Raw genomic sequence first — 21,022 nt, 5'->3', positions numbered from 1 at the left:
CGGAGAGGAGCCCGCTCGTGCAGCCCATCCAGCTGCTCGCGCCGGACGGAACGTTCGCCGAGGATGAGGTATACACCCCTTACATCCGTGCCCTCGGTGACGACGTCCTGCGTGAGATGTACCGGTCCATGGTGGCCGCCCGCCGCCTCGACAATGAGGCGACCTCCCTGCAGCGGCAGGGACAGCTCGAACTCTGGGTCCCCTGCCTGGGCCAAGAGGCCGGACAGGCCGGGGTCGTCGCCGCACTGCGCGATGACGACATGATCTTCCCGACCTACCGGGAACACCTGATGGCGCTGGCCCGCGGCATCACGCCCGAGAAGCTGGTCCGCCAGTTCCGCGCCGCCGGTCACTCCGGCTGGGACCCCCTCGAACACGCCTTCAACGTCTACTCCGTGGTGCTCGGTGCGCAGACGCTGCACGCCGCCGGGTGGGCGATGGGGCTGCAGCGGGACCAGGCCGCCGGGCAGGCCGGAGATGAGCTCGTCGTCGCCTGCCTCGGCGACGGAGCCTCCAGCCAGGGTGATGTCCACGAATCGATGGTCTTCGCCAGCTCCTACGGGCTGCCGCTGCTCTATTTCATCCAGAACAACCACTGGGCGATCTCGGTGCCCGTGGCCACTCAGTCCAAGCACCCGCTGGCCCAGCGCGCCGCCGGATACGGCTTCGACGGTGTGCGGGTCGACGGCAACGACGTGCTGGCCAGCTATGCGGTCACCGCCCATCACGCTGGGCAGGTACGTCAGGGCACTCCGCAGATCATCGAGGCGGTCACCTACCGCATGGGCGCCCACACCACCGCCGATGATCCGACGAAGTACCGCACGGCCGAAGAAGTCGAGTCCTGGAAGGCGAAGGACCCCATCGCCCGCTACGCCACCTGGCTGGAGGCTGAAGGCCACGCAGACTCCGCCTGGTACGCCGAAGTGGAGACTGAGGCCAAAGACCTCGCCGCAGACCTTCGTCAGGCCGCGATGTCCATGGACCCGGTCGCCCTGGAGCGCAGCTTCGATACGGTCTACGCCGAACCGCACCGCCAGATCGAGACGGAGAAGGCCTGGCTGAAGGACTTCGAGGCCGGTTTCGCCGAGGAGACATCCAACGCCGAGGGGGAGAGCCGATGAGCACTGAGACCACCCCGGCGTCCCGCCGGAATACCAAGGGGGCGCTCGCCGAGCGTCCCGAGGACCGTGAGCCTACGCAGATGCCGCTGGCCAAGGCCATCACCGCTGCGCTGCGGGACACACTGGCCACCGATGAGCGCACCCTGCTCATCGGTGAGGACATCGGCGCCCTGGGCGGTGTCTTCCGTGTCACCGACGGGCTGCAGGCTCAGTTCGGCGCGGAACGGGTCATCGACTCCCCGCTGGCGGAGTCGGGGATCATCGGCACCTCGATCGGGATGGCGATGCGCGGCTACCGGCCCATCGCGGAGATCCAGTTCGACGGCTTCGTCTTCCCGGCGTTCAACCAGATCACCACCCAGCTGGCGAAGATCCACAACCGCACTGACGGCCGGGTCACGATGCCGGTCACAGTGCGGCTGCCCTATGGCGGCTCGATCGGCTCCATCGAGCATCACTCCGAGTCCCCGGAGGCGCTCTTCGCGCACACTGCCGGGCTGCGGCTGGTCACCCCGTCGAACGCTCATGACGCCTACTGGATGACCCGGCAGGCCATCGCCTGTCAGGATCCGGTGTTCGTGCTGGAGCCGAAGCGCCGGTACTGGCTCAAAGGCGAGGTCGACTTTCAGCATCCGGCCCCGGATGCGTTCACCGCTCAGGTGCTGCGTGAGGGCAGTGACGCCACGATCGCCGCCTATGGTCCGCTGGTGCCCACCGCCTTGGCAGCGGCCACCGCCGCCGCAGAGGACGGGCGCAGCGTCGAGGTCATCGACATCCGTTCGATCAGCCCCCTGGACGATGAGACCATCGCCCGCTCTGCGGCGAAGACCGGTCGGCTGATCGTCGCCCACGAGGCGCCGACCTTCGGCGGCTTCGGCGGTGAGATCGCGGCCCGGGTCTCCGAGCGTGCCTACCACCGGCTGCTCGCGCCGGTGCTGCGCGTCGGGGGTTTCCACATGCCCTACCCGCCCTCGCAGGAGGAGCACCGCTACCTGCCCGATATCGACCGCATGCTCGAAGCCGTGGAGCGCAGCTTCAGCTATGACCGCTGAGCGCCCACGCACACTGCAGCACTGACCATCGACAGGAGGCACAGAGCATGGTCGGCACATTCAATCTCCCCGACGTCGGGGAAGGGCTCACTGAGGCGGAGATCACCTCATGGAAGGTGAGCGTCGGTGACGTCGTCGAGGTCAACGACGTCGTCGTCGAGATCGAGACGGCGAAGTCCCTGGTGGAACTGCCCATCCCGTTCGCCGGTGAGGTGCGCGAGCTCCTCGCCGAGGAAGGCGAGACGCTGGAGGTCGGCAGCCCGCTGATCCGCATTGCGGAGGCCGGTTCGGACTCCGGGCCCGCCTCCGGGGGCGGCTCAGAGTCCGCTCCAGCCCCGGAGGTGCAGAAAGCCCCGGAGGCGCAGAAAGCCCAGCAGACACAGAGCGCGGGTAGCGGATCATCGGCTGAGCCGTCCGCGGCACCCGCCCCGTCACCTGAGTCGGCGACCACATCGACAAACACGTCGACAACCACGTCGGCACAGGCCCCGGAATCATCTGCCGATGACGGCTCCGGGGGAGATAAGGCCCTCGTCGGCTCCGGTCCCAAGGCTGATGCCGCGAAGCGCCGTCCGCGGACCCGCCCGGCTGCCCTGGACCTGGTGGATGCCCCCGGTGGTGCCGGCCAGGGCCGGCGCGATGCTGTCCGGGACGACCAAGCGCAGAGCCGGGGCATGGTCGACATCCTGGCCAGGACCACGCCCCCGGTGCGTGCGCTGGCTCGTCGGTTGGGGGTCGCCCTGGGTGAGTTGGCCGCGGCGGTGCCCGGACCGATCAGCCGGGCCGACGTCGAGCGGCTCGCCCAGGACCACGACGCCGGCTCCGGTGCCCCGGGTGCCCCCGGTGCGGCAGGCCCGGTGGGCGGTCCTGACGCACGGGGCTTCACCGCCGGCGTCCTGCTGCGTGAGGGCCCCCGGGAGGAGGAGATCCCGGTCAAGGGGGTGCGCAAGCACACCGCGCTGAATGTCACGCAGTCCGCCCAAGAGATTCCGCACGTCTCGGTGTTCCGGGACACTGATATCACCCGGACCATGGAACTGCGCGCCGTGCTGCGGGATGACTCCCGCTATGAGGGGCTCAGCGTGTCTCCGCTGCTCTTCGTCGCCAAGGCGATCATCTGGGCGGCTCGACGGAACCCCCAGGTCAACGCGACGTGGCAGGGGGACTCCTATGTGATGAAGAACTATGTGAACCTCGGCATCGCCGCGGCCACGCCCCGTGGACTGGTGGTTCCGGTGATCCAGGACGCCCAAGCCTATGACACCCGTGGCCTGGCGGCGGCGATCACTGAGCTCACGGCGACGGCGCGGGCGGGGAAGACCTCTCCGGCGCAGATGCAGGGCGGGACGGTCTCGATCACGAACCTGGGCCCGCTCGGACTCGACGGCGGCACCCCCATCCTGCCGCCCGGGCAGGCGGCGATCATCGCTGTCGGAGCGGTGCGCCGGAAGCCGTGGGTGGTGGACGAGCAGATCGTGCCGCGGGACGTGATGACCGTCGGCGGATCCTTCGACCACCGGCTGATCGACGGCGAACACGCCGGGCACTTTGTCAGTGACATCGCCCGTGTGCTGGAACAGCCCGGTCTGCTGCTGGACTGACGCAGAGCTGGACTGACGCAGAGCTGGGCTGGCGCAGGGCTGAACCGACCCGGCGCAGGCCAGCGTCCGCGGCTCAGTCCCGGGAACTGATCTGGCTGAGTCGCAGCGGGTCCGGCTCCTCGATGCCCAGCGCCTCAGCCAGCGGTTCGTCCTCCAGCAGCAGCTGGGCCTCGGAGGCTCCGGAGGCGGCCCGCGCGGTCGCCTCCACTTGGGCGTAGATGCGCTCGGCCTGGCACACATCGGCCGGAACGGCCTCGCCGCTGAGCTCCACGGTGACGACGTCGTCCTCCACGGAGGCTGACTCGAGCTGCAGGTCTTCGAATCCGGTGAGCTCGTTGATGAACTCCGGTTCGCCGTGGACGTCCTGTGCGTCTGAGAGCAGGAAGCCCAGGGAGGCTGCGGTCACGTCATCGGTGACCACCGGCACTGTGGTGATGACGCTGACGGTGTCCTCACAGCCGAACTCCTCTGAACGCGCGGTCTCGATCATCTGAACGTTCTCGGAGTCGTCGAGGATCTCCATATGCCCGTCTTCGAGCGGTGTGTTCAGCGCGTGCCCCGCCGGGGTGATGAGCCCCACCGGCAGTTGGACGGAGTCGTCCGAGTCGTAGTCGGGCTCCGGTAAGGGGTCTCCCTCACCGTCCCCGGAGTCGCCGTCGTCCTCAGCGGTGTTTCCGCAGCCGGTGAGGACGAGTCCTGCGCACAGCAGGGCGGCGGTGAGCCGGCTGAGGCGGCGGACCGGGCCGAGCGATGAGGCAGGGGGCGGTGCAGGGCACATAGCCCCAGAGTATGGCAGAGTCCGCTGAGCTGAGGCATGGCACGGCGCAGTCGGTCCGGGTCCGGGTGTTCGCAGAGTGGCGGCATCTATGCGATGCATACGCCGTGAAGAAGGTGGAGGGTGCGGGCGGAAGGCGATGAACGGGTGCGCCTTCCGCCCGCACTGCGGGACTTCGCCGATGGCATCAGGGGGGTGATGCATACTCGGCGCTTATGACCCGTCCCGCAGGGGCGGCGGTCCGGGGGGAACGGGTTCCCTGGACCGCAGTGGACGGAGGGAGCCTCTCCAGCGAGGGGGCGTTGCCGGAGGGCTCTCCAAAATTTGAACCGCCGTCCGTTCTCCATCTTGCAGATCCGCATCTGCCCCTGTCAACTGTTCCTCCGGGGACGTCATAGACGTTCACACAGCGGCCCGCGGAGTCATCAGATGCACTGGTCCGCGAGGGGCAGTCTGACGGTGAACGTCGAGCCGCCGGAGTCGCTCGCGACGTCGACGGTGCCGTGGTGGGCCTGCACGATCGCCGCCACGATCGACAGGCCGAGGCCGGTGCTGCCGGAGGCACGGTTGCGCGCGGAGTCGCCGCGTGCGAAACGGTCGAAGAGCCTCTGCCGCAGATCTGGGTCGATGCCGGGTCCGTCGTCGGTGACAGTGATCACCGCATTGCCGGCGTCATGGGTCACCGCCGTGGTCACCCGCGTACCGGCGGGGGTGTGCTTGCCGGCGTTGCCGAGCAGGTTGACCAGCACCTGGCGGAGCCGAGAGCCGTCACCGGACACCTCGAGGGATGTGCCGACCTCGACGGGCCATTCATGGTCCGGGTACGCGGCATGCGCGTCCTCGGCGGTTTCGATGGCGAGTAGGGCGATGTCGACTGGTTCGTGGTGCAGCGCGTGCCCGGCGTCGAGCCTCGCCAGAAGGAGCAGGTCCTCCACGAGTGCGCCCATCCGCTCCGCCTCCGATTCGATCCGGTCCAAGGAACGGGTCTGAGGGGCGGTGGTTCCGCGTGCGTCGTCCTGGGCGAGCTGGGCGTAACCACGGATCGAGGCCAGCGGCGTGCGCAGCTCATGGCTGGCATCGGCGATGAAGGCGCGGAGCCGGTCCTCGCTCTCCTGCCGAGAGGCCAGCGCGTCTTCGACGTGGCCCAATAGCGTATCCAGTGCGGCTCCGACGCGCCCGACCTCGGTGCCGGGGTCCTCATCGAGTCCTGCTCGTTCCGTCAGAGTCACGGCCCCTGCCCCGAGTGGGCGCTGGGCGACACGCTCGGCGGTGTCGGCAACCAGGTTCAGGGGTCGAAGCGTCACCCGCACCAGCCAGGTGATCCCGATGGTGACCGTGAGCAGCCCGGCAGCGACGACGATGGCGAGGATCACCGTCAGTGCGGTGATGGTGGTGGTCACGTCACGCATCGACTGGCCGGCGACGACGATGAACCCGTCCTCGGTCGTCTCCGAGGCTATGCGGAACGTCCCAAGGGCGCCGCCGAGGTCGACGGTGCTCGGCGTGCGCTCCTCATCGAGGCCCGTGGAGATCCTCTCCAGCTGCAGGGGAGTCAGTGTGGTGACGTCACCGTCGCTGTCCACATGGGCAGAACTGGTTGCCGTCCCCTCGGCGGTGAAGACGACTTCGAGGGTGTCGATCCGCTGCCGCGGCCCTGGGCCCTCCGGGACGCCGGCGTCGGGAGCGGAATCCACCGGACCCCGTGCCACGTCCAGGCCGGTGAGCACGTCCTCGTCCAGGCGTTCGTAGAGTGATGCGCGCAGTGAGAGCACAGTCGCCGTTCCCGCCAGCAGGAGCGTGATGAGCACCATGGCGATGGTGCCGGTGATGAGCCGCCGGCGCAGAGACCAGCGACGCCAGCTGCTGCGCCGTGTCATGCCTCGGCCTGCCGGATGGTGTAGCCCACGCTGCGCACAGTGTGGATCAGGGCCGGTCCCAGGGAGTCGATCTTCTTGCGCAGGTAGGAGATGTAGATCTCCACGACGCCCGATTTTCCGCCGAAGTCGTAGCTCCACACGTTCTCGAGGATCTGCGCCCGGGTCAGTACCTGCCGCTGATTCTGCATGAGATAGCGCAGCAGTTCGAATTCCTTCGCAGTGAGCCGGACCGGCACACCGGCGCGTTGGACCTCATAGGTACGTTCATCGAGGGTCAGATCGCCCACGACGAGGGGGCCGTCGTCGCTGGTGGCGCCGATATAGCGGCGAGCCATGCCGCGCACCCGGGCGACGACTTCGCGAAGGTGGAAAGGCTTGGTGACGTAGTCGTCCCCGCCGGCGGTGATGGCGTCGATGCGGTCGTCGACGCTGTCCTTCGCGGTGAGGAACAGCACCGGCACATCGTTGCCTGCCGCGCGCAGCCGTCGCAGCACCTCCAGTCCATCGGTGCCGGGCATCATGACATCGAGCACCACGACGTCGGGGCTGAACTCGCGGATCGTGTTCAACGCCTCCTGTCCGTTGGCTGCCGTCTCGACGCGCCAGCCCTCGTTCCCCAGCGCCATCGCCAGCAGTTCGGTGAGATTCCGCTCGTCATCGACCACCACTGCGCGTACAGGTGAACCGTCGAGACGAGTGAAAGAGCGCGGGTCCGCATGATTGCCCATATCGCTATTCTCACCTATCTGGTCCCTGGTGAGCCGACGAAGCCGATGCTGGGGGCGACTCTTGTACGGCCCTTGTGGCTTTCTTATCGTTCGTCAATGTTGCGCCGCTTTTATGGAGGTCACAGACAACCTCACGAAGGAGAACATGTCATGTCGGCCACGACGATGAAGAAGCGGACACTTCAAGCTGCTGCCTCCCTGCTCATTTCCGGACTGCTGCTGACCGGCTGCGCGGCCGGAGCCGATAGCTCGGCCACCGGTGCGAGCAGCTCCTCGACGTCGGTCTCTGAGACCTCATCCAGCTCCTCTTCTGAGGCCTCGACTGACAGTTCGACTGCGTCCTCGACGAGCGAGACCATCTCGTCGACCTCGGAAGCAGCTGAGGCGTTCCTCGCGACCCTGTCCGCCGAGCAGCGCGAGGCCGTGCTCTACGACTATGAGGATGAGACGAAGACGACCTCGTGGACGAACTTCCCCGTCACGTTCGTCGAGCGTGCCGGTCTCAACCTGAACGACCTCACCGATGAGCAGCGCGCCGCAGCCATGGAGGTGCTCGAAGCCCTGATGAGCGAGGAAAGCTATGACACCATCACGGGGATCATGGGCGGTGACGAGTACCTGCTGGAGAACTCCAGCTCCACTGAGACGTCGCTGGGTCAGTACTACATTGCTTTCTTCGGCGATCCCACCGCTGAGAGCGCCTATGAGGTGCAGTTCGGCGGTCATCACCTAGGTGTCAACGCCACGCTTGACCCCTCTGAAGAGGCCATCACCTTCGCCCCGACCCACCTCGGCGTGCAGCCGGCCGTGTACACCGATTCTGAGGGCAATGAGGTGCAGCCGTTCGACGCGATCTACACGGACGCTTTCACCTTCTTCGACAGCCTCACCGAGGAGCAGCAGGCCACGCTGACCTCTGGGGACGTCAGCATGTGCTCACCCGGTGACACCTGTGACTTCGCCACCGGTTCCGGCCTGACCGGTGCAGACCTCGACGACGAACAGAAGCAGCTGTTGCTGGACCTCGTCATGAACTGGGCGGGCATGGCTGATGAGGAGACCAGCGCCGATGCGCGAGCCGAGATCGAGGCCACTCTCGACGAGACCGTCATCGCGTGGTCTGGGGAGACGAGCTATGACATGAGCACCGGGGACGGCATCTCCTTCTCCATCTCTGGTCCCAACGTCTACGTGGCCTCCCAGGCGCAGCAGAACTCCGCCGGTGCCGACGTCGAGGGTGTGTCGACCTCAGGTTGGGGCCATGTTCACAGCATCTACCGTGACCCGACCAATGACTACGCGGGCAGCGTCACTCAGCAGGAGGCCAGCGGCATGAGCGGCGGGCCCGGCAGTGATGGTGGCATGCCGTCCTCGGATTCTGACAGCTGAAGCCTGCGCCAGACGATACGGCAGGCCCACATGGCAGAGCCGCCCTTGTCCGAGGAGGGCGGCTCTGCCATGTGGACTGGTGTCTTCGCCTCAACGGGGGCCGGGGCAGGGCCGGTGCTGGATGCGCTGGCTCATCGCTCCCATGAGGCGCCCCGGTATCAGGCGTAGGACGGTATTGCGGAGGCTGACGGTGACCGGGTGTGCGGCTTGAGCAACGCGACCGGCGGTACGTGAGCGATGCAGGATCGTGGAGGTGCGGTTAAGGCGCAGGTCGGAGTACGAAGTCAGCGCCCTATCCAATTCGCTTGTATCCACATCCCGGAGAAGGAGCGTCAGTGTGGCTGCGTCCTCGATGCCTTGCCCCGCACCTTGTCCGAGATTCGGCGTCATGGCATGGGCTGCATCGCCGATCAGAACTGTCCGGCCTCGAGTGAATGTCTCGAGCGGTCTCGAGAGGTCGTAGACGTCATGTCGCAGCACCGCGGCCCTCGGGGTAGCGGCGAGGCACTCCTGGATCGGCGCATGCCACTGTGCGAATCGGTCACGTACAGCCTGGTGTTCGTCCGGAAAGTCCGTGCCTGCCGGAAGGTTCGCCGTGGCATACCAGTAGACCCGATGATCTGGGAGGGGCACGATTCCGAAGAGTTGTCCACGGCCCCATGTTTCGCCGGCCTCGCCGCCGATATTGACGGGGCGGTGTGTGACGCCGCGCCACGCCGTGTAGCCCGCGTACCGCAGTCCGGTGTCCAAGCCGAGGACTTTGCGGTTCGTGCTGCGAATACCGTCGGCGACGACGACAAGGTCGAACTCCTCGGCGCGCTCTCCGATAGTGACACGCGGAGTGCCGTCCGCAGCGACCCGGGCTGTCTGTCCAGCGTGCACGGTGCCGGGAAACAGGTGTGAGCTGAGCGTGTGATGGAGCTCAGAACGATGTACGCTCCGCATCGAGGCCACCGTGCTGGGTGGGACAGCGATCAACCATGACCCGGCCGGGTCCCGCTGCCCAGTACGCATCGAGGCGATATCTGTGCCCGATACTGCCCTGACGGAATCGCCGAGGCCCATCATGTCCAGAGCATCACATGCATTGCGGAAGAGTGTCAGCCCTGCGCCGACGGGACTGGGTTCCGGCCGCTGCTCAAAGACCGTGACGTCGTATCCGTCACGCTGAAGCCCGGCCGCAACGCTCAGGCCTGCGATACCCGCACCGATCACTGCAATGCGCATGCCGTGCTCCTCATCCTCTACAAAAGTAGAGTCCTCGTATGATTGTAGCCGTGCCGGGGCATGCAGCAAGAACGGATCGGCGGGCAGATATCGCCGAGGCGGGTATTCGTCTCATTGCCGCGCGCGGCGTCCGGTCACTCAGTCACCGTGCGATTGATGCCGAACTCGGTCTCCCGGTCGGCTCGACGTCCTATTACGCGAGAACCCGGTATGAGCTGGTGAAGCTCATCGTGCACCGACTCGCCACGCACACCACCCTAGACACGGAACGTCTCACCATCCCTGCCCGGCTCACCTCACCGGAAGCGGCCAGGCTGATCGCCCAGGGCCTGCGGGCTGCCCTCGACCGGGCCGACGAGCACCGGGCGCGGATCGCGCTGCACATTGAATACCGGAATGATCCGGAAATGCTCGATGCGCTGGCCGGTGACCCGCCACTTCGGCTTCGCCTGACCAGGGCAGCCGAGGAACTGCTCACCCGGCTTGGCACCCCGAGGCCAGCTCAGCATGCGCCTGATCTGATAGCCCTGATCGACAGTTTGCTGATGCAGCTCTCAGTGCGCGACACCAGCGTTGACGCTCAGGCGATCATCCGCGCTTATCTTGACGGTATTTCAGACCCAGGACCTGCCAGCCGGGCCTGAGGCTCTGCGGAGTATGCCTTGTGTAAGAGCTGGTAGAAGGCCGTATCAAGGACCATCGAGTGATGCGCGATCATGGACACAGGGATCGCTGGTGTCCAGGAGTTCATCACCACAGCCGATAGTTGATCACCGATCTCTGCCGCGTAGACAGCTCGGCTTGTCTGCGGCACGCCCATGTCTCGCAGACGGCGGACGAGGATCTGCTTGGTCACGCCGGGGAGATATTCAGCCTCTGGCCAGATCACGGTGTCGCCGTCCCAGAACGCAAGATTCCAGATCGTCGCCTCGCTCAGTCGCCCGTGATGGTCTTCGAACACGGCGTCGTCGAACCCGCGCGAGTTCGCCTGACGCAGGAGAAGTGTCTTACTGACTTCGCCGACATGTTTGATCCGCGGAAGGTGGCGTTCATGCCGGACGACGTCGAGTGAGAGGGGACTGCTCGGTGCCTGCACCGGGTCGGTGATCTTGACGAGTATATCGAGCTCCAGGGACTCGTCGGCGGGGGCGAATTCACCTGGCCGGGAAGTGATGTAGCAGGTGACTGAGGCATCCGCAGCCTCGGAGGCTGCCACTGCAGTGCGGAGGTAGTCGGTGACCTGCTCATCGCTAAGGTGCTGTCCGAAGAGTTGGTCGCTGGCGTGACGCAGTCGCGCGAGGTGCAGATCGAGGCCGCGGACGCTGCTCTGACGTATCTGCATTGCGGTGAAGTGCGCGTATCCGGCGAAAGCCAGGGGAGCCAGGTCTGAGGTGTGCGCCGGCTTACCATTAAGGTGAGTCATCTGAAAGGTCATGAAACGACCGTAGGGGTTGACATTAGTGGCACAGGCAAGTCGGAGTGAGCGGCAGTTCCTGCGGGTTGGTGATTTGGCCGAGCGCACCGGTGCGAGCCCTCGGATGCTCCGGCATTACGAGAATCAGGGACTTATCGACGCCCAGCGGTCGGTGTCGGGGCAGCGATTGTTTGACCCCATCGTCGTCGACCAGGTTCGCCACATCAGAATGTTGCTCGGTGCGGGACTGCCCCTGAGGACGATCAGTGAACTGCTCGACTGTATCCACGATCCAGCTCGTCTGGAACCGTGCGCGGTCCCCCTGCTGATGGAGCACTTACGCGATCATGATTCCCGAATTGCTGAGTTGATCAGTACTCGAGACGCGCTTCAAGGTCTCATCGATTCGTCGGCCCCGCGCCCTCCTGGCGGCGCCACGCAGGAGCGATAGGCTGGGGTCCATGCCGATCCGGAACCATCGCGCCGCCGCACTGCCTGCCAAGCTCTCCCGCTCATGGCTGCTGATCAACGCCGCCCAGCAGGAGGATTTCGCCCCGGGGCTCGCCAGCGAAGCCGATTCGGTGATCTTCGACCTCGAAGCCTCCGTTCCGGAGGACGCCAAATCCTCTGCCCGTGAATCCGTCGTCGCGGCACTCAACGACGGGATGACCGCCTGGGTGCGGATCAGTGCCACGACCTCTGAGCACTGGGAGGATGACGTCTCCGCGCTCTCCGGGGTCCGCGGACTCCGAGGGGTCATGCTCGCAGAGACTGAAGCTCCTGAGCAGGTCACCTATACGGCCATGCGGCTGCGTGCGGGCACCCCGGTGATCGCGCTCATCGAGTCCGCCGTCGGCGTCGAACAGGCCACTGCCGTGGCGTCTGCGCCGGGGACCTTCCGCCTGGCCTTCGGCACCAACGATTTCCGCAAGGACGTCGGCGTCTCCGATGATCCCACCGCTCTGGCCTACGCCCGGTCCAAGCTCGCCATCGCCTCCCGTGTGGGCGGACTGCCCGGCGCCATTGACGGTCCCACTGCCGCTGATGCCGACGAGGAGGCGATCGCCGAGGCCTGCCGGGTCACCCAGTCGATGGGGATGACGGGCAAACTCTCGCTCAACCGGGCCCAGGTGGACAGCGTCAACCGGGGTCTCTCGCCCTCCGATGAGGAGCTGAGCTGGGCCCGGGAGCTCATCGATGCCCACGAGAAGGGCGCCTCCATCGGTGACGGCTCCTACCTTCCCCGCCTGGCCCGCGCGCGCAAGATCGCCTCGCTGGCAGACTCCTACGGGCTCTGGAACGCCTGACCTGGGGCATCTCCTCACGCGCAGCAGGTGTGACATGTCGGGCCTCGCCGCAGAGTCCGCAGAGGCCCTCCGTTGAACGGGGTCACCCCGCCAGGTAGATTGATTCGAGGCCCGGGCCTGTGTCCGGGCACACAATCATGATCACCCCGATCACCCGCTGCGCAAAGACGCGCAGCGAATCACGGCGAGGAGGCCAGATGGGCAGGGAAACCTACACCGGCGATGTGGCGTTCGAGGTGCGCGGCCATCTCGGCATCATCACGCTCAACCGGCCCAAGGCACTCAACGCGCTGACCAAACTGATGTGCGAATCAGTGCTCATCCAGCTGCAGGACTGGGCCGATGACGACGACGTCGCCCAGGTCCTGGTTCGTGGCGCCGGGGACCGCGGGCTCTGTGCCGGAGGAGACGTGGTCGGCATCTACCGCGAGATCACCTCGGACATCGACGACGGCGGTGGCCTCTTCCCGGACGGCACACCCGGCTTCCAGGCAGAGTACGAGTCCGAGGAGTTCTGGCGCGTCGAGTACCGGATGAACCAGCTCATCGCCCGCTATCCCAAACCCTACATCGCGCTGATGGACGGGGTGGTGCTCGGTGGGGGCATCGGCATCTCCGCCCACGGCTCTCACCGCATCGTCACCGAACGGACCAAAGCGGGAATGCCGGAGACCACGATCGGCTTCACCCCCGACGTCGGCGGGGCGCATCTGCTCAGCGCGGCACCGCTGGGCACCGGGCTGCACGCCGGGATGACCGGTGCCCACCTCGGTGCCGCTGATGTGCTGCACCTGGGGATGGCCGATGCCTACCTGGAGTCCGCGCAGCTGGAATCCTTCATCGCTGAGGTCACCCGTCGGCCGGTGGATGAGGTGCTGCCCGAGATGCGTTCTGCGCCCGGCGCGTCGGCCCTGGCGGAATCGGCGTGGATCGCCGAGGCCTACTCTGCGGACACCGTAGAAGAGATCCTCAGTCGGCTCGATGCCCTAGCCGCCGAGCACCCGGAGGCCGGCGAGGCGGCGAGCACCCTGCGCAGCAAATCGCCGACCTCGCTGAAGGTCACCCTGCGCTCGTTGCGTGAGGCTCAAGGACAGAGCCTCGAGGACGTGCTGCGCCGCGACTACACCCTCGGGGTGAACATCATGCGTTCCCGGGACTTCCGCGAGGGGATCCGCGCGCAGTTGGTGGATAAGGACCGCAGCCCGAAGTGGACACCGGCCACACTCGAGGAGGTGGACGACGCCGTCGTCGCTCGTCTCTTCACCCCCGCACCCGGCAAGACCCTGACCTTCGACGAGGAGTGACCCCTATGGCAGAGCAGATGACCGCCGCCGACGCCGCCGCCGGTGACTGGTCCACGATCGAGGTCTCCGTGGCAGACCGTGTCGGCACGATCCGACTGAACCGACCGAAGGCTCTCAACGCCCTGAACGAGGAGACGATGGACGAGGTGGTCGCCGTGGCGACCGCACTCGACGCCGATGACGAGGTCGGGGCGATCCTGCTGGTCGGCTCGGCCAAGGCCTTCGCCGCCGGCGCCGACATCAAGGAGATGTCCTCGAAGGGACTCGCGGAGATGTACTCGGCCGACTGGTTCCGCCGCTGGGAGGACTTCGCCCGGCTGCGCACCCCGGTCATCGCCGGAGTCTCCGGCTACGCCCTCGGAGGCGGCTGCGAGCTGGCCATGATGGCCGATGTGCTCATCACCGGTGAAGGGGCGAAGTTCGGTCAGCCAGAGATCAACCTCGGCGTCATCCCCGGGATGGGTGGCTCCCAGCGGCTGACCCGCTCAGTGGGCAAGGCCAAGGCGATGGACATGATCCTCACCGGGCGTCATATCGGTGCGGCTGAAGCCGAACGCATCGGCCTGGTCTCCCGAGTGGTGGCCGACGAGGAGCTTGAAGACACCGCTGCCACAGTGGCCGCGGAGATCGCCGCGAAGTCCAAGCCGGCCGCGCAGATGGCCAAAGAGGTCGTAGCCGCGGCCTTCGAGACGCCGCTGCAGCACGGCCTGGTCCACGAGCGCCGGGTGTTCCACTCGCTGTTCGCCACGGCGGATCAGAAGGAAGGCATGTCAGCCTTCTCCGAGAAACGCAGCCCGCAGTGGCAACGCCGCTGATTCAGGTATGACTCAATCAGAGTCATACCTGAATCAGCGCAGCGGCGTTCACTCGGCGAGGACCTCTTCCAGCGCGGCGACCTCCTCGCCGAGCGCCTGGGCCACCGGTGCGTGGGTCACCCGGCCGGCGTGGACGTTGAGCCCTGCGGCCAAGTGCGCGTCGTCGCGCAGGGCCTGCTTCCACCCCTTGTCCGCCAGGGCGAAGATGTAGCGCAGGGTGGCGTTGGTCAGCGCCGAGGTTGAGGTCTCCGGCACGGCACCGGGCATATTCGCCACGCAGTAGTAGATCTGCTCGCCGATGGTGAAGGTCGGCTCCGCGTGGGTGGTCGGCCGGGAGCCTTCGAAGCAGCCGCCCTGGTCGATGGCGATGTCGACCAGCACCGCGCCGGGGCGCATCCGTGAGGCCATCGCCCGGGTGACCAGCTTCGGCGCATTGGCCCCGGGCACCAGCACTGAACCGATCACCAGATCCGCCGAGGCGACCTGCTCGGCGATGGTCTGCGTGTTCGAGGCCAATGTGGTCAGGCTCCGTGCTGACAGCGAGGACAGCTCACGCAGCCGGTCGAGGTTGAGGTCGATGATGGTGACGTCGGCGCCCATGCCCATGGCGATGAGTGCCGCCTGCTCGCCGGCCTTGCCGCCTCCGATGACGACGACCTTCGCCGGACGTGATCCGGGCACACCGCCCATGAGGATGCCCGGGCCGCCCTGGGAGTGCATGAGGTGATAGGCACCCACCTGCGGGGCCAGACGGCCGGCTACCTCACTCATCGGTGCCAACAGGGGAAGCCCCTTGGGCCCGGTGACCGTCTCATAGGCGATGGCGGTGACGCCGCGTTCCTTCAGCGCCGCGGCGACCTCGGGTTCCGCAGCCAGGTGCAGGTAGGTGAACAGGACCTGGCCCTCGCGCATCTTCGGGAACTCCTCGGCCTGGGGTTCTTTGACCTTCAGGACGAGCTCGGCCTGCTCCCACACCTCATCGGCCGTGGCGGTGATCTCCGCACCGGCCTGCCGGTAGGCCTCATCGGTGATGCCGGAACCCTCGCCGGCTCCGGCCTGGATCAGCACCCGGTGCCCCTTGCCGGTGAGATCCGTCGCCCCCGCGGGGGTCAGTGCCACTCGGAATTCGTTGTTCTTGACCTCGGTCGGGACGCCGATCCGCATCGATTCCTCCTATTTGATGAAAAAACGTGAGCAGATCCCCGTGGATACGACGACCTGCTCTCAGGCTATGCAGGTGGAGCGCAGGATGCCAACACCGGGAGGTGCCTCCGGTGTGACACGCTGTGTCCATGGTCGATTCTCCCGTGGCCGAGGGCTTGACGACAGGCATCGCACTGGTGCTGCTGATCGTCGGTGCCGCCGGTGTGATCCTGCCGGTGCTGCCCGGTTCGCTGCTCATCGTGATCACCCTGGCCGTCTGGGCGCTGCTGCTCGGCTCGACGCCGGCCTGGACCGTGGCGATCATCGGCATAATCCTGGCCCTGCTGGGCTGGAGCGCGGCCACTGTGCTCACCGGGCGTGTGCTGCGCCGCGAGAAAATCCCACGAGGGCCGGTGCTCATCGCCATCGCCGCAGCACTGGTGGGCATGGTGGCCATGCCGCCGCTGGGCCTGTTCCTGGGCTTCGCCCTGGGGCTCTTCGGCGCAGAATACCTGCGCCGTGGCCGTGATGTGCAGGCCGCACTGGGTGCGAGCCTTAGCGCGCTGCGTGCCATCGGCCTGGGCATCTTGGTGGAGTTCGGCATGGCCGGTGCCGCGGTCTCCTGTTTCGTGATCGGCGCGCTGATCCACCATCTTGGATGAGGTGAGTCAGATCAGCGCGGTATCGCCTTCGGAGGCAGCAGTTTCATGTCGGCGGCTCACATCGACGATCCCAGCCGTTGATCGACAGATATCGACATGTATTTCGGTCAGCCTGTCCAAGCCGATCCCCTGATGGGGTCGGTACCACTGTGAGATACCGATGCAGATACTGGAGATCGCACGGGCCACGTGACGCGGTTGATCAGTGGTGAAGACCCCGGCACCTACGCCTTCTTCAACCAGTCCGGTGATGATCTCTTGCTCTCTGCGGCGTGAGGCCAAGTGGTTCTCCTGGGCAGCACCTTCCAGTGAGCGGATCTCACTGAAGGTCACGAAAGCGACGGCCGAGAAATCGGCGTGGAACTCGACTAAGCACTCGACGAGTGCATCGAAGCGGTCGAGGATATCGGCGCCGGCGGCTGCGACCGCCTCTTCTGAAGCTCTGATCAGCTCCTGCATCGCGACCTCACACAGCGACACCAGGATTGCCTGTTTGGAGCCGAAATGGTGATACACGCCCGCAACCGATAACCCGGCCTCGGCGGCGATCTGACGGATCGTCGTTCCGTGGTAGCCGTTGATGGCGAAACAGCGGAGAGCTGCTCCTGCAATAGGTCCGAGTGGTAGTTCGTCCGGCAGTACTCGTGGGAACCGCATGCAGGCTACCTCCGTGGCTGGACGACGTTCCGCAGCTGGTCGGCCGCGCTCGAATCACCCTGAGTCTCGCACATGACACTTGCCCATTGAATGTGACTCGGGTTACATTAACTGCCAACCGAGCGATCGCTCGGTCAGTTGGTGGAGATGTATATCCACCGGTCAGTGCGAAAGCGTCTGGAGGTGCTTCCGTCGTGAACGATCAGCATCAGTGCTGGGTTTCTCTGTACCCCGCGCACGTGGATCCGGACTTGGAGCGACGTCTGGGAGCGACGTGCACTTTGGTATCGGAGTGGCGCAAGCGTGTCGCAGAAAACCCAGACGCCATCGCGATGCGCTACTTCAACGAGTCTTGGACAGTCTCGCGTGTCGATGAGCTGAGCGATGCGACGGCCAGCTTCTTTGAGGAGAAGGGCGTCAAGGCCGGTGACAAGGTCGGCGTTCAGTTGCAGAACGTCCCGCAGTTCGCATGGTGCATGGTCGCGCTTTGGAAGCTCGGAGCAGTACCTCTAATCCTCAACACGATGTATGGGACTCGTGAGCTGACGACAATCCTGAGCGATGCTCGGCCGGTTGGCCTGGTCACCTCTGAGGTTGATGCCCGGGTGATCGATGGGCTCGAACTGCCCGGTCACACGCCCTGGGTCATGACGACGGATGACGATGATCTCGAAGCCCTGTCATCGGCATCTTCAGTGTGTGAAGCGGATGACGGCTTGGGGCTTGGAAGGGCAGTGGCCGCGCATATTGGCCGCACGGTGTCCTCGTTCGTCCCTTCTCCGGAACATCCTGCACTGCTGACTTACACCTCGGGAACAACGGGGCCGCCGAAGGGGGCCGTCGGAACCCATCGGAACTTGTTGAGTGTCGGTCTCGGAGTTCAGCAGTGGCTGGACCTGAGGCCGGGTGACGGGGTACTCGCTGTCGCGCCGCTATTTCACATCACGGGCGCCGTGGCGACGGCTGCTACAGCGCTCACGGTTGCGCGGGCAGACCTGATCTTCGTCGGGCGCACGCGGCCAGCTGCCATGGTCGAGGCAATTCGGCAGCATGACGTCCGGCATCTTCTCGGCTCGATCACCGTCTACAACGCCTTGCTTGACTACGAGGGTCTGACTCGTGACGACCTAGCTCACCTCAAGACGGTCTACTCCGGGGGTGCACCCGTGCCGCCCGCGACAGTTGAGAAGTTCGAGTATCGCTTCGGCCACTACATCCACAACATCTACGGGATGACTGAGACTGCGTCAGCTGTCGTTGCCGTGCCGTTAGGCCAGCGAGCACCGGTGGATTCATCGACCGGAACCTTGGCGATCGGTGTGCCGCTTCCGGGGATGGACGCGAGAGTCGTGGACATCGAAGGAAAGGCTGTCGAGCCCGGTGTGATGGGAGAGCTCGTCCTGAAGGGGCCTCAGTGCACTGCGGAGTATCTGAACAAACCGGATGACACTGCTGCGACTATTCGCGAGGGATGGCTGCACACCGGTGATGTGGCCGTCATGGACCTCGCCGGCTGGATCTATCTAGTCGATCGGCAGAAGGACCAGATCAATGTCTCCGGTTACAAAGTGTGGCCGAGGGAAGTAGAGGACGTCATCTATGAACACCCGGGTGTCAGCGAGGTTGCTGTTGTCGGCCTGCCTGATTCTTATGCGGGGGAGCGGGTGACGGCATTCGTGTCGCTGCAATCCGGGGCGGAGGTGAATGCCGAGGACATCGGGGGACTGGTCAAACAGCGAATGGCCCGGTTCAAGGTTCCCAAAGACATCTACCTGATCGACGAACTGCCGAAGACACCGACTGGGAAGATCCAGCGTCGTGTTCTGCGAGACGCAGCTGCCAACGTCACAGCTGAGGGCTAGGAGGGTCCATTGATGGAGCATCACAACAAGAGTTCGCTCAAAGGCCAGGTGGCATTGGTCACTGGTGGAAGCCGAGGCATCGGTTTGGGGATTGCGGAGGCGCTAGTGGAGAGAGGCGCTCGCGTCGTCTTGACGGCTCGGAAGCAAGAAGGGCTGGATGATGCCCTGCGCCAGTTGCCGCAAGGCAGCGCCCTGGGAATTGCCGGTCGAGCCGACGACCCTGTTCATCAGGATGAGGTCCTCGACGCTATCGCTGGAACGTTCGGAAGACTGGATGTGCTGGTCAACAACGCGGGTATCAACCCTGTGTATGGTCCCTTGAGCGAGCTTGACCTGGATGCCGCACGCAAGGTCTTCAACGTCAACGTGTTCGCCGGACTCAGTTGGGTGCAGAAGATCGTCGCTCACGACAGTCTGCGATTCCGTGAACATCGCGGTCGGATCATCTTCCTCTCATCTGTGACCGGAGTGACACCAGCACCGAATATCGGGCTCTACGGAATCTCTAAAGCCGCAGTGTCCCACCTGGCACGAACTCTCGCTGTGGAGCTTGCTCCTGAGATCCGAGTTAATGCTATTGCCCCCGCAGTTGTGAAGACACAATTTTCTGAAGCTCTCTATCAGGGCAGGGAAGAGGATGTCGCTCAGGACTATCCCCTGAAGCGTCTCGGTGTTGCTGAGGATATCGGCGCGGTGGCGGCGTTCCTCGCCACGGACGAGTCGTCCTGGATCACAGCTGAGGTCATGACTCTCGACGGGGGTCTCACCGCCGCTGGCGGAACTGCCTGAGTGCGTTTTTCCTCTTTCGGATTACCTCAATCGTTTGGAGTTTCTGATGAATGCATGGCGAACACGGGAGACAACAGGGCACGAGTCTCCTAGGGAACTGCTACCGCGCACTGAGTTTGATGATCTCCTGGGAAGGGTCGGAGATTTCGTCAGGCGCGTCGTCATACCGGCTGAACCAGCGCCGGGTGAGTATCTGGACTTGGAAGTTCGGGATGACCTGCGGGCTCAGGCCAAGGAAGCTGGTGTCTTTGCTCCCCATGTGGCACGTAGGTGGGGAGGGCTCGGCCTCCCCGTCGCTCAATGGCCGGAGGTCTTCGAAGCCGCTGGATACTCTCCCATCGGTCCACTCGTCTTGAACTGCATGGCACCTGATGAGGGAAACATGCACATGCTCGAACAGATTGCGACACCTGAACAGTCAGAACAGTTCCTACGCCCCCTCGCGCAAGGGGACGTCTCTTCCTGCTTCGGTATGACGGAGCCTCATCCCGGGGCCGGCTCTGATCCGTCACAGATTCGGACCGAAGCTCGCAAGACTGAAACGGGGTGGGTCATCAATGGTGAGAAGCGGTTTTCCTCCGGCGCGAACCTTGCCGCATTCATGATCGCGATGGCACGCACTGGGGACGAGGGGCAGGCAACGATGTTCCTGATTCCTATGAGTGCCCCCGGGGTGAAGATCACCAGGCAGATCCACACCATCGATCGCGTCATCGATGGAGGCCACCCCTACGTCGAGCTCAACAACGTTGAAGTGGATGACGACGCCGTACTGGGAGAGCCCCATCGAGGGCTGGAGTACGCGCAGGTGCGTCTTGGTCCTGCACGCCTGACCCACTGCATGCGCTGGCTGGGTCTCGCCCATCGAGCTCAGGACATAGCGCTGGATCGGGGTCATGAACGGCGCCTCTTCGGTCATTTGCTCGAAGAGCACGGTATCGCTCAGGAACTCATTGCGCAGTCCGAGATCGATATCGAAACCAGTCGATCGATCATTCGTCGAACAGCCGTGCTCCTGGATGAGGACTTCCGTGAAGGAACTCGGCTCTCATCCATCGCCAAAGTCCACTGCTCGGAGGCCGTCTACCGAGTCATCGACCGAGCTATCCAGCTGTGCGGCGGGGACGGCGTATCTGACGAGCTGCCACTGGCCCAATACCTGAATGAAGTGCGGCCCTTCCGGATCTATGACGGTTCCACCGAGACTCACAAGTGGGCGATCGCCCGCCGAGCCTCACGGCGCAGGCAGCGTCAGCTGACCGAACGCACCCCTGACCGGACCGGCTGAGCACGACT

20 protein-coding genes are annotated in these 21,022 nt (G+C 65.1%); 13 read left to right on the top strand and 7 right to left on the bottom strand.

Annotated elements, in window-relative coordinates; translation table 11 throughout:
- Window positions 1–17: 17 nt before the first annotated feature.
- From RIL96_RS02335 to RIL96_RS02325, 3 genes are all read left to right on the top strand, one after another.
- Window positions 18–1,124 (top strand): thiamine pyrophosphate-dependent enzyme, encoded by a 1,107-nt coding sequence (locus RIL96_RS02335; RefSeq protein ID WP_310547378.1) that lies wholly within the window; start codon window positions 18–20, stop codon window positions 1,122–1,124.
- A gap of 80 nt (window positions 1,125–1,204) precedes the next feature.
- A complete protein-coding gene (locus RIL96_RS02330) occupies window positions 1,205–2,176 on the top strand; it encodes an alpha-ketoacid dehydrogenase subunit beta (RefSeq protein WP_310547442.1) in 972 nt (323 codons plus the stop codon).
- A gap of 47 nt (window positions 2,177–2,223) precedes the next feature.
- A complete protein-coding gene (locus tag RIL96_RS02325) occupies window positions 2,224–3,777 on the top strand; it encodes a 2-oxo acid dehydrogenase subunit E2 (RefSeq protein ID WP_310547377.1) in 1,554 nt (517 codons plus the stop codon).
- Between the two features lie 73 nt (window positions 3,778–3,850).
- Here the strand turns inward: RIL96_RS02325 and RIL96_RS02320 are convergent, their stop codons facing one another.
- From RIL96_RS02320 to RIL96_RS02310, 3 genes are all read right to left on the bottom strand, one after another.
- Entirely contained in the window at window positions 3,851–4,555 is a 705-nt protein-coding gene (locus RIL96_RS02320) for a hypothetical protein (protein WP_310547376.1), read from the bottom strand.
- A gap of 422 nt (window positions 4,556–4,977) precedes the next feature.
- Window positions 4,978–6,429: a sensor histidine kinase gene (locus RIL96_RS02315; protein WP_310547375.1), complete on the bottom strand. Its 1,452-nt coding sequence runs from the start codon at window positions 6,427–6,429 to the stop codon at window positions 4,978–4,980.
- Complete coding sequence (locus RIL96_RS02310; RefSeq protein ID WP_310547374.1) at window positions 6,426–7,157, bottom strand: response regulator transcription factor; 732 nt, start codon at window positions 7,155–7,157, stop codon at window positions 6,426–6,428. Before RIL96_RS02310 ends, RIL96_RS02315 begins: the two co-directional genes overlap by 4 nt.
- Window positions 7,158–7,307: 150 nt before the next feature.
- On the opposite strand from RIL96_RS02310, the gene RIL96_RS02305 reads away from it, so the two are divergent.
- Window positions 7,308–8,546, top strand: a complete 1,239-nt coding sequence (locus RIL96_RS02305) for a DUF3500 domain-containing protein (RefSeq protein ID WP_310547373.1) — start codon at window positions 7,308–7,310, stop codon at window positions 8,544–8,546.
- Window positions 8,547–8,636: 90 nt separating this feature from the next.
- On the opposite strand, the gene RIL96_RS02300 is transcribed toward RIL96_RS02305, so the two are convergent.
- A complete protein-coding gene (locus tag RIL96_RS02300; RefSeq protein WP_310547372.1) occupies window positions 8,637–9,773 on the bottom strand; it encodes an FAD-dependent oxidoreductase in 1,137 nt (378 codons plus the stop codon).
- A 38-nt stretch (window positions 9,774–9,811) separates the two neighbouring features.
- Here RIL96_RS02300 and RIL96_RS02295 point away from each other — a divergent pair, with 38 nt between their 5' ends.
- Window positions 9,812–10,417 carry a TetR/AcrR family transcriptional regulator gene (locus RIL96_RS02295; RefSeq protein WP_310547371.1) on the top strand — a complete coding sequence of 202 codons (606 nt, stop codon included), beginning with the start codon at window positions 9,812–9,814 and terminating at the stop codon, window positions 10,415–10,417.
- Here RIL96_RS02295 and RIL96_RS02290 read toward each other — a convergent pair.
- On the bottom strand, window positions 10,372–11,196 hold the full coding sequence (locus tag RIL96_RS02290; protein WP_310547370.1) for an aminotransferase class IV: 825 nt from the start codon (window positions 11,194–11,196) through the stop codon (window positions 10,372–10,374). The genes RIL96_RS02295 and RIL96_RS02290 overlap by 46 nt on opposite strands.
- Window positions 11,197–11,233: 37 nt before the next feature.
- Here RIL96_RS02290 and RIL96_RS13305 point away from each other — a divergent pair, with 37 nt between their 5' ends.
- From RIL96_RS13305 to RIL96_RS02275, 4 genes are all read left to right on the top strand, one after another.
- A complete protein-coding gene (locus tag RIL96_RS13305) occupies window positions 11,234–11,638 on the top strand; it encodes a MerR family transcriptional regulator (RefSeq protein WP_374761821.1) in 405 nt (134 codons plus the stop codon).
- A 10-nt stretch (window positions 11,639–11,648) separates the two neighbouring features.
- Window positions 11,649–12,494 carry an HpcH/HpaI aldolase/citrate lyase family protein gene (locus RIL96_RS02285; RefSeq protein ID WP_310547369.1) on the top strand — a complete coding sequence of 282 codons (846 nt, stop codon included), beginning with the start codon at window positions 11,649–11,651 and terminating at the stop codon, window positions 12,492–12,494.
- A gap of 197 nt (window positions 12,495–12,691) precedes the next feature.
- Window positions 12,692–13,798, top strand: coding sequence for an enoyl-CoA hydratase/isomerase family protein (locus tag RIL96_RS02280; RefSeq protein ID WP_310547368.1), 1,107 nt, complete (start codon window positions 12,692–12,694; stop codon window positions 13,796–13,798).
- 17 nt (window positions 13,799–13,815) lie between these two features.
- Entirely contained in the window at window positions 13,816–14,613 is a 798-nt protein-coding gene (locus RIL96_RS02275; RefSeq protein WP_310547441.1) for an enoyl-CoA hydratase-related protein, read from the top strand.
- Window positions 14,614–14,661: 48 nt separating this feature from the next.
- Here the strand turns inward: RIL96_RS02275 and ald are convergent, their stop codons facing one another.
- A complete protein-coding gene (gene ald / locus RIL96_RS02270; RefSeq protein WP_310547367.1) occupies window positions 14,662–15,777 on the bottom strand; it encodes an alanine dehydrogenase in 1,116 nt (371 codons plus the stop codon).
- Between the two features lie 128 nt (window positions 15,778–15,905).
- On the opposite strand from ald, the gene RIL96_RS02265 reads away from it, so the two are divergent.
- The gene (locus tag RIL96_RS02265; protein WP_310547366.1) at window positions 15,906–16,418 is read left to right on the top strand and encodes a DUF456 domain-containing protein; all 513 of its coding nucleotides are present in this window, start codon (window positions 15,906–15,908) and stop codon (window positions 16,416–16,418) included.
- A gap of 6 nt (window positions 16,419–16,424) precedes the next feature.
- On the opposite strand, the gene RIL96_RS02260 is transcribed toward RIL96_RS02265, so the two are convergent.
- A complete protein-coding gene (locus tag RIL96_RS02260) occupies window positions 16,425–17,075 on the bottom strand; it encodes a TetR/AcrR family transcriptional regulator (protein WP_310547365.1) in 651 nt (216 codons plus the stop codon).
- A gap of 194 nt (window positions 17,076–17,269) precedes the next feature.
- On the opposite strand from RIL96_RS02260, the gene RIL96_RS02255 reads away from it, so the two are divergent.
- From RIL96_RS02255 to RIL96_RS02245, 3 genes are read left to right on the top strand one after another with little or no spacing between them, the layout of a single operon-like run.
- On the top strand, window positions 17,270–18,937 hold the full coding sequence (locus RIL96_RS02255) for a class I adenylate-forming enzyme family protein (protein ID WP_310547364.1): 1,668 nt from the start codon (window positions 17,270–17,272) through the stop codon (window positions 18,935–18,937).
- A 12-nt stretch (window positions 18,938–18,949) separates the two neighbouring features.
- A complete protein-coding gene (locus RIL96_RS02250) occupies window positions 18,950–19,726 on the top strand; it encodes an SDR family oxidoreductase (RefSeq protein ID WP_310547363.1) in 777 nt (258 codons plus the stop codon).
- Window positions 19,727–19,772: 46 nt separating this feature from the next.
- A complete protein-coding gene (locus RIL96_RS02245) occupies window positions 19,773–21,014 on the top strand; it encodes an acyl-CoA dehydrogenase family protein (protein ID WP_310547362.1) in 1,242 nt (413 codons plus the stop codon).
- Window positions 21,015–21,022 lie beyond the last annotated feature (8 nt).

The sequence above is a fragment of the Nesterenkonia aerolata genome (assembly GCF_031470965.1).
Classification (GTDB): Bacteria; Actinomycetota; Actinomycetes; order Actinomycetales; family Micrococcaceae; genus Nesterenkonia; species Nesterenkonia aerolata.
This window is presented reverse-complemented; position numbering and strand designations above follow the sequence as displayed.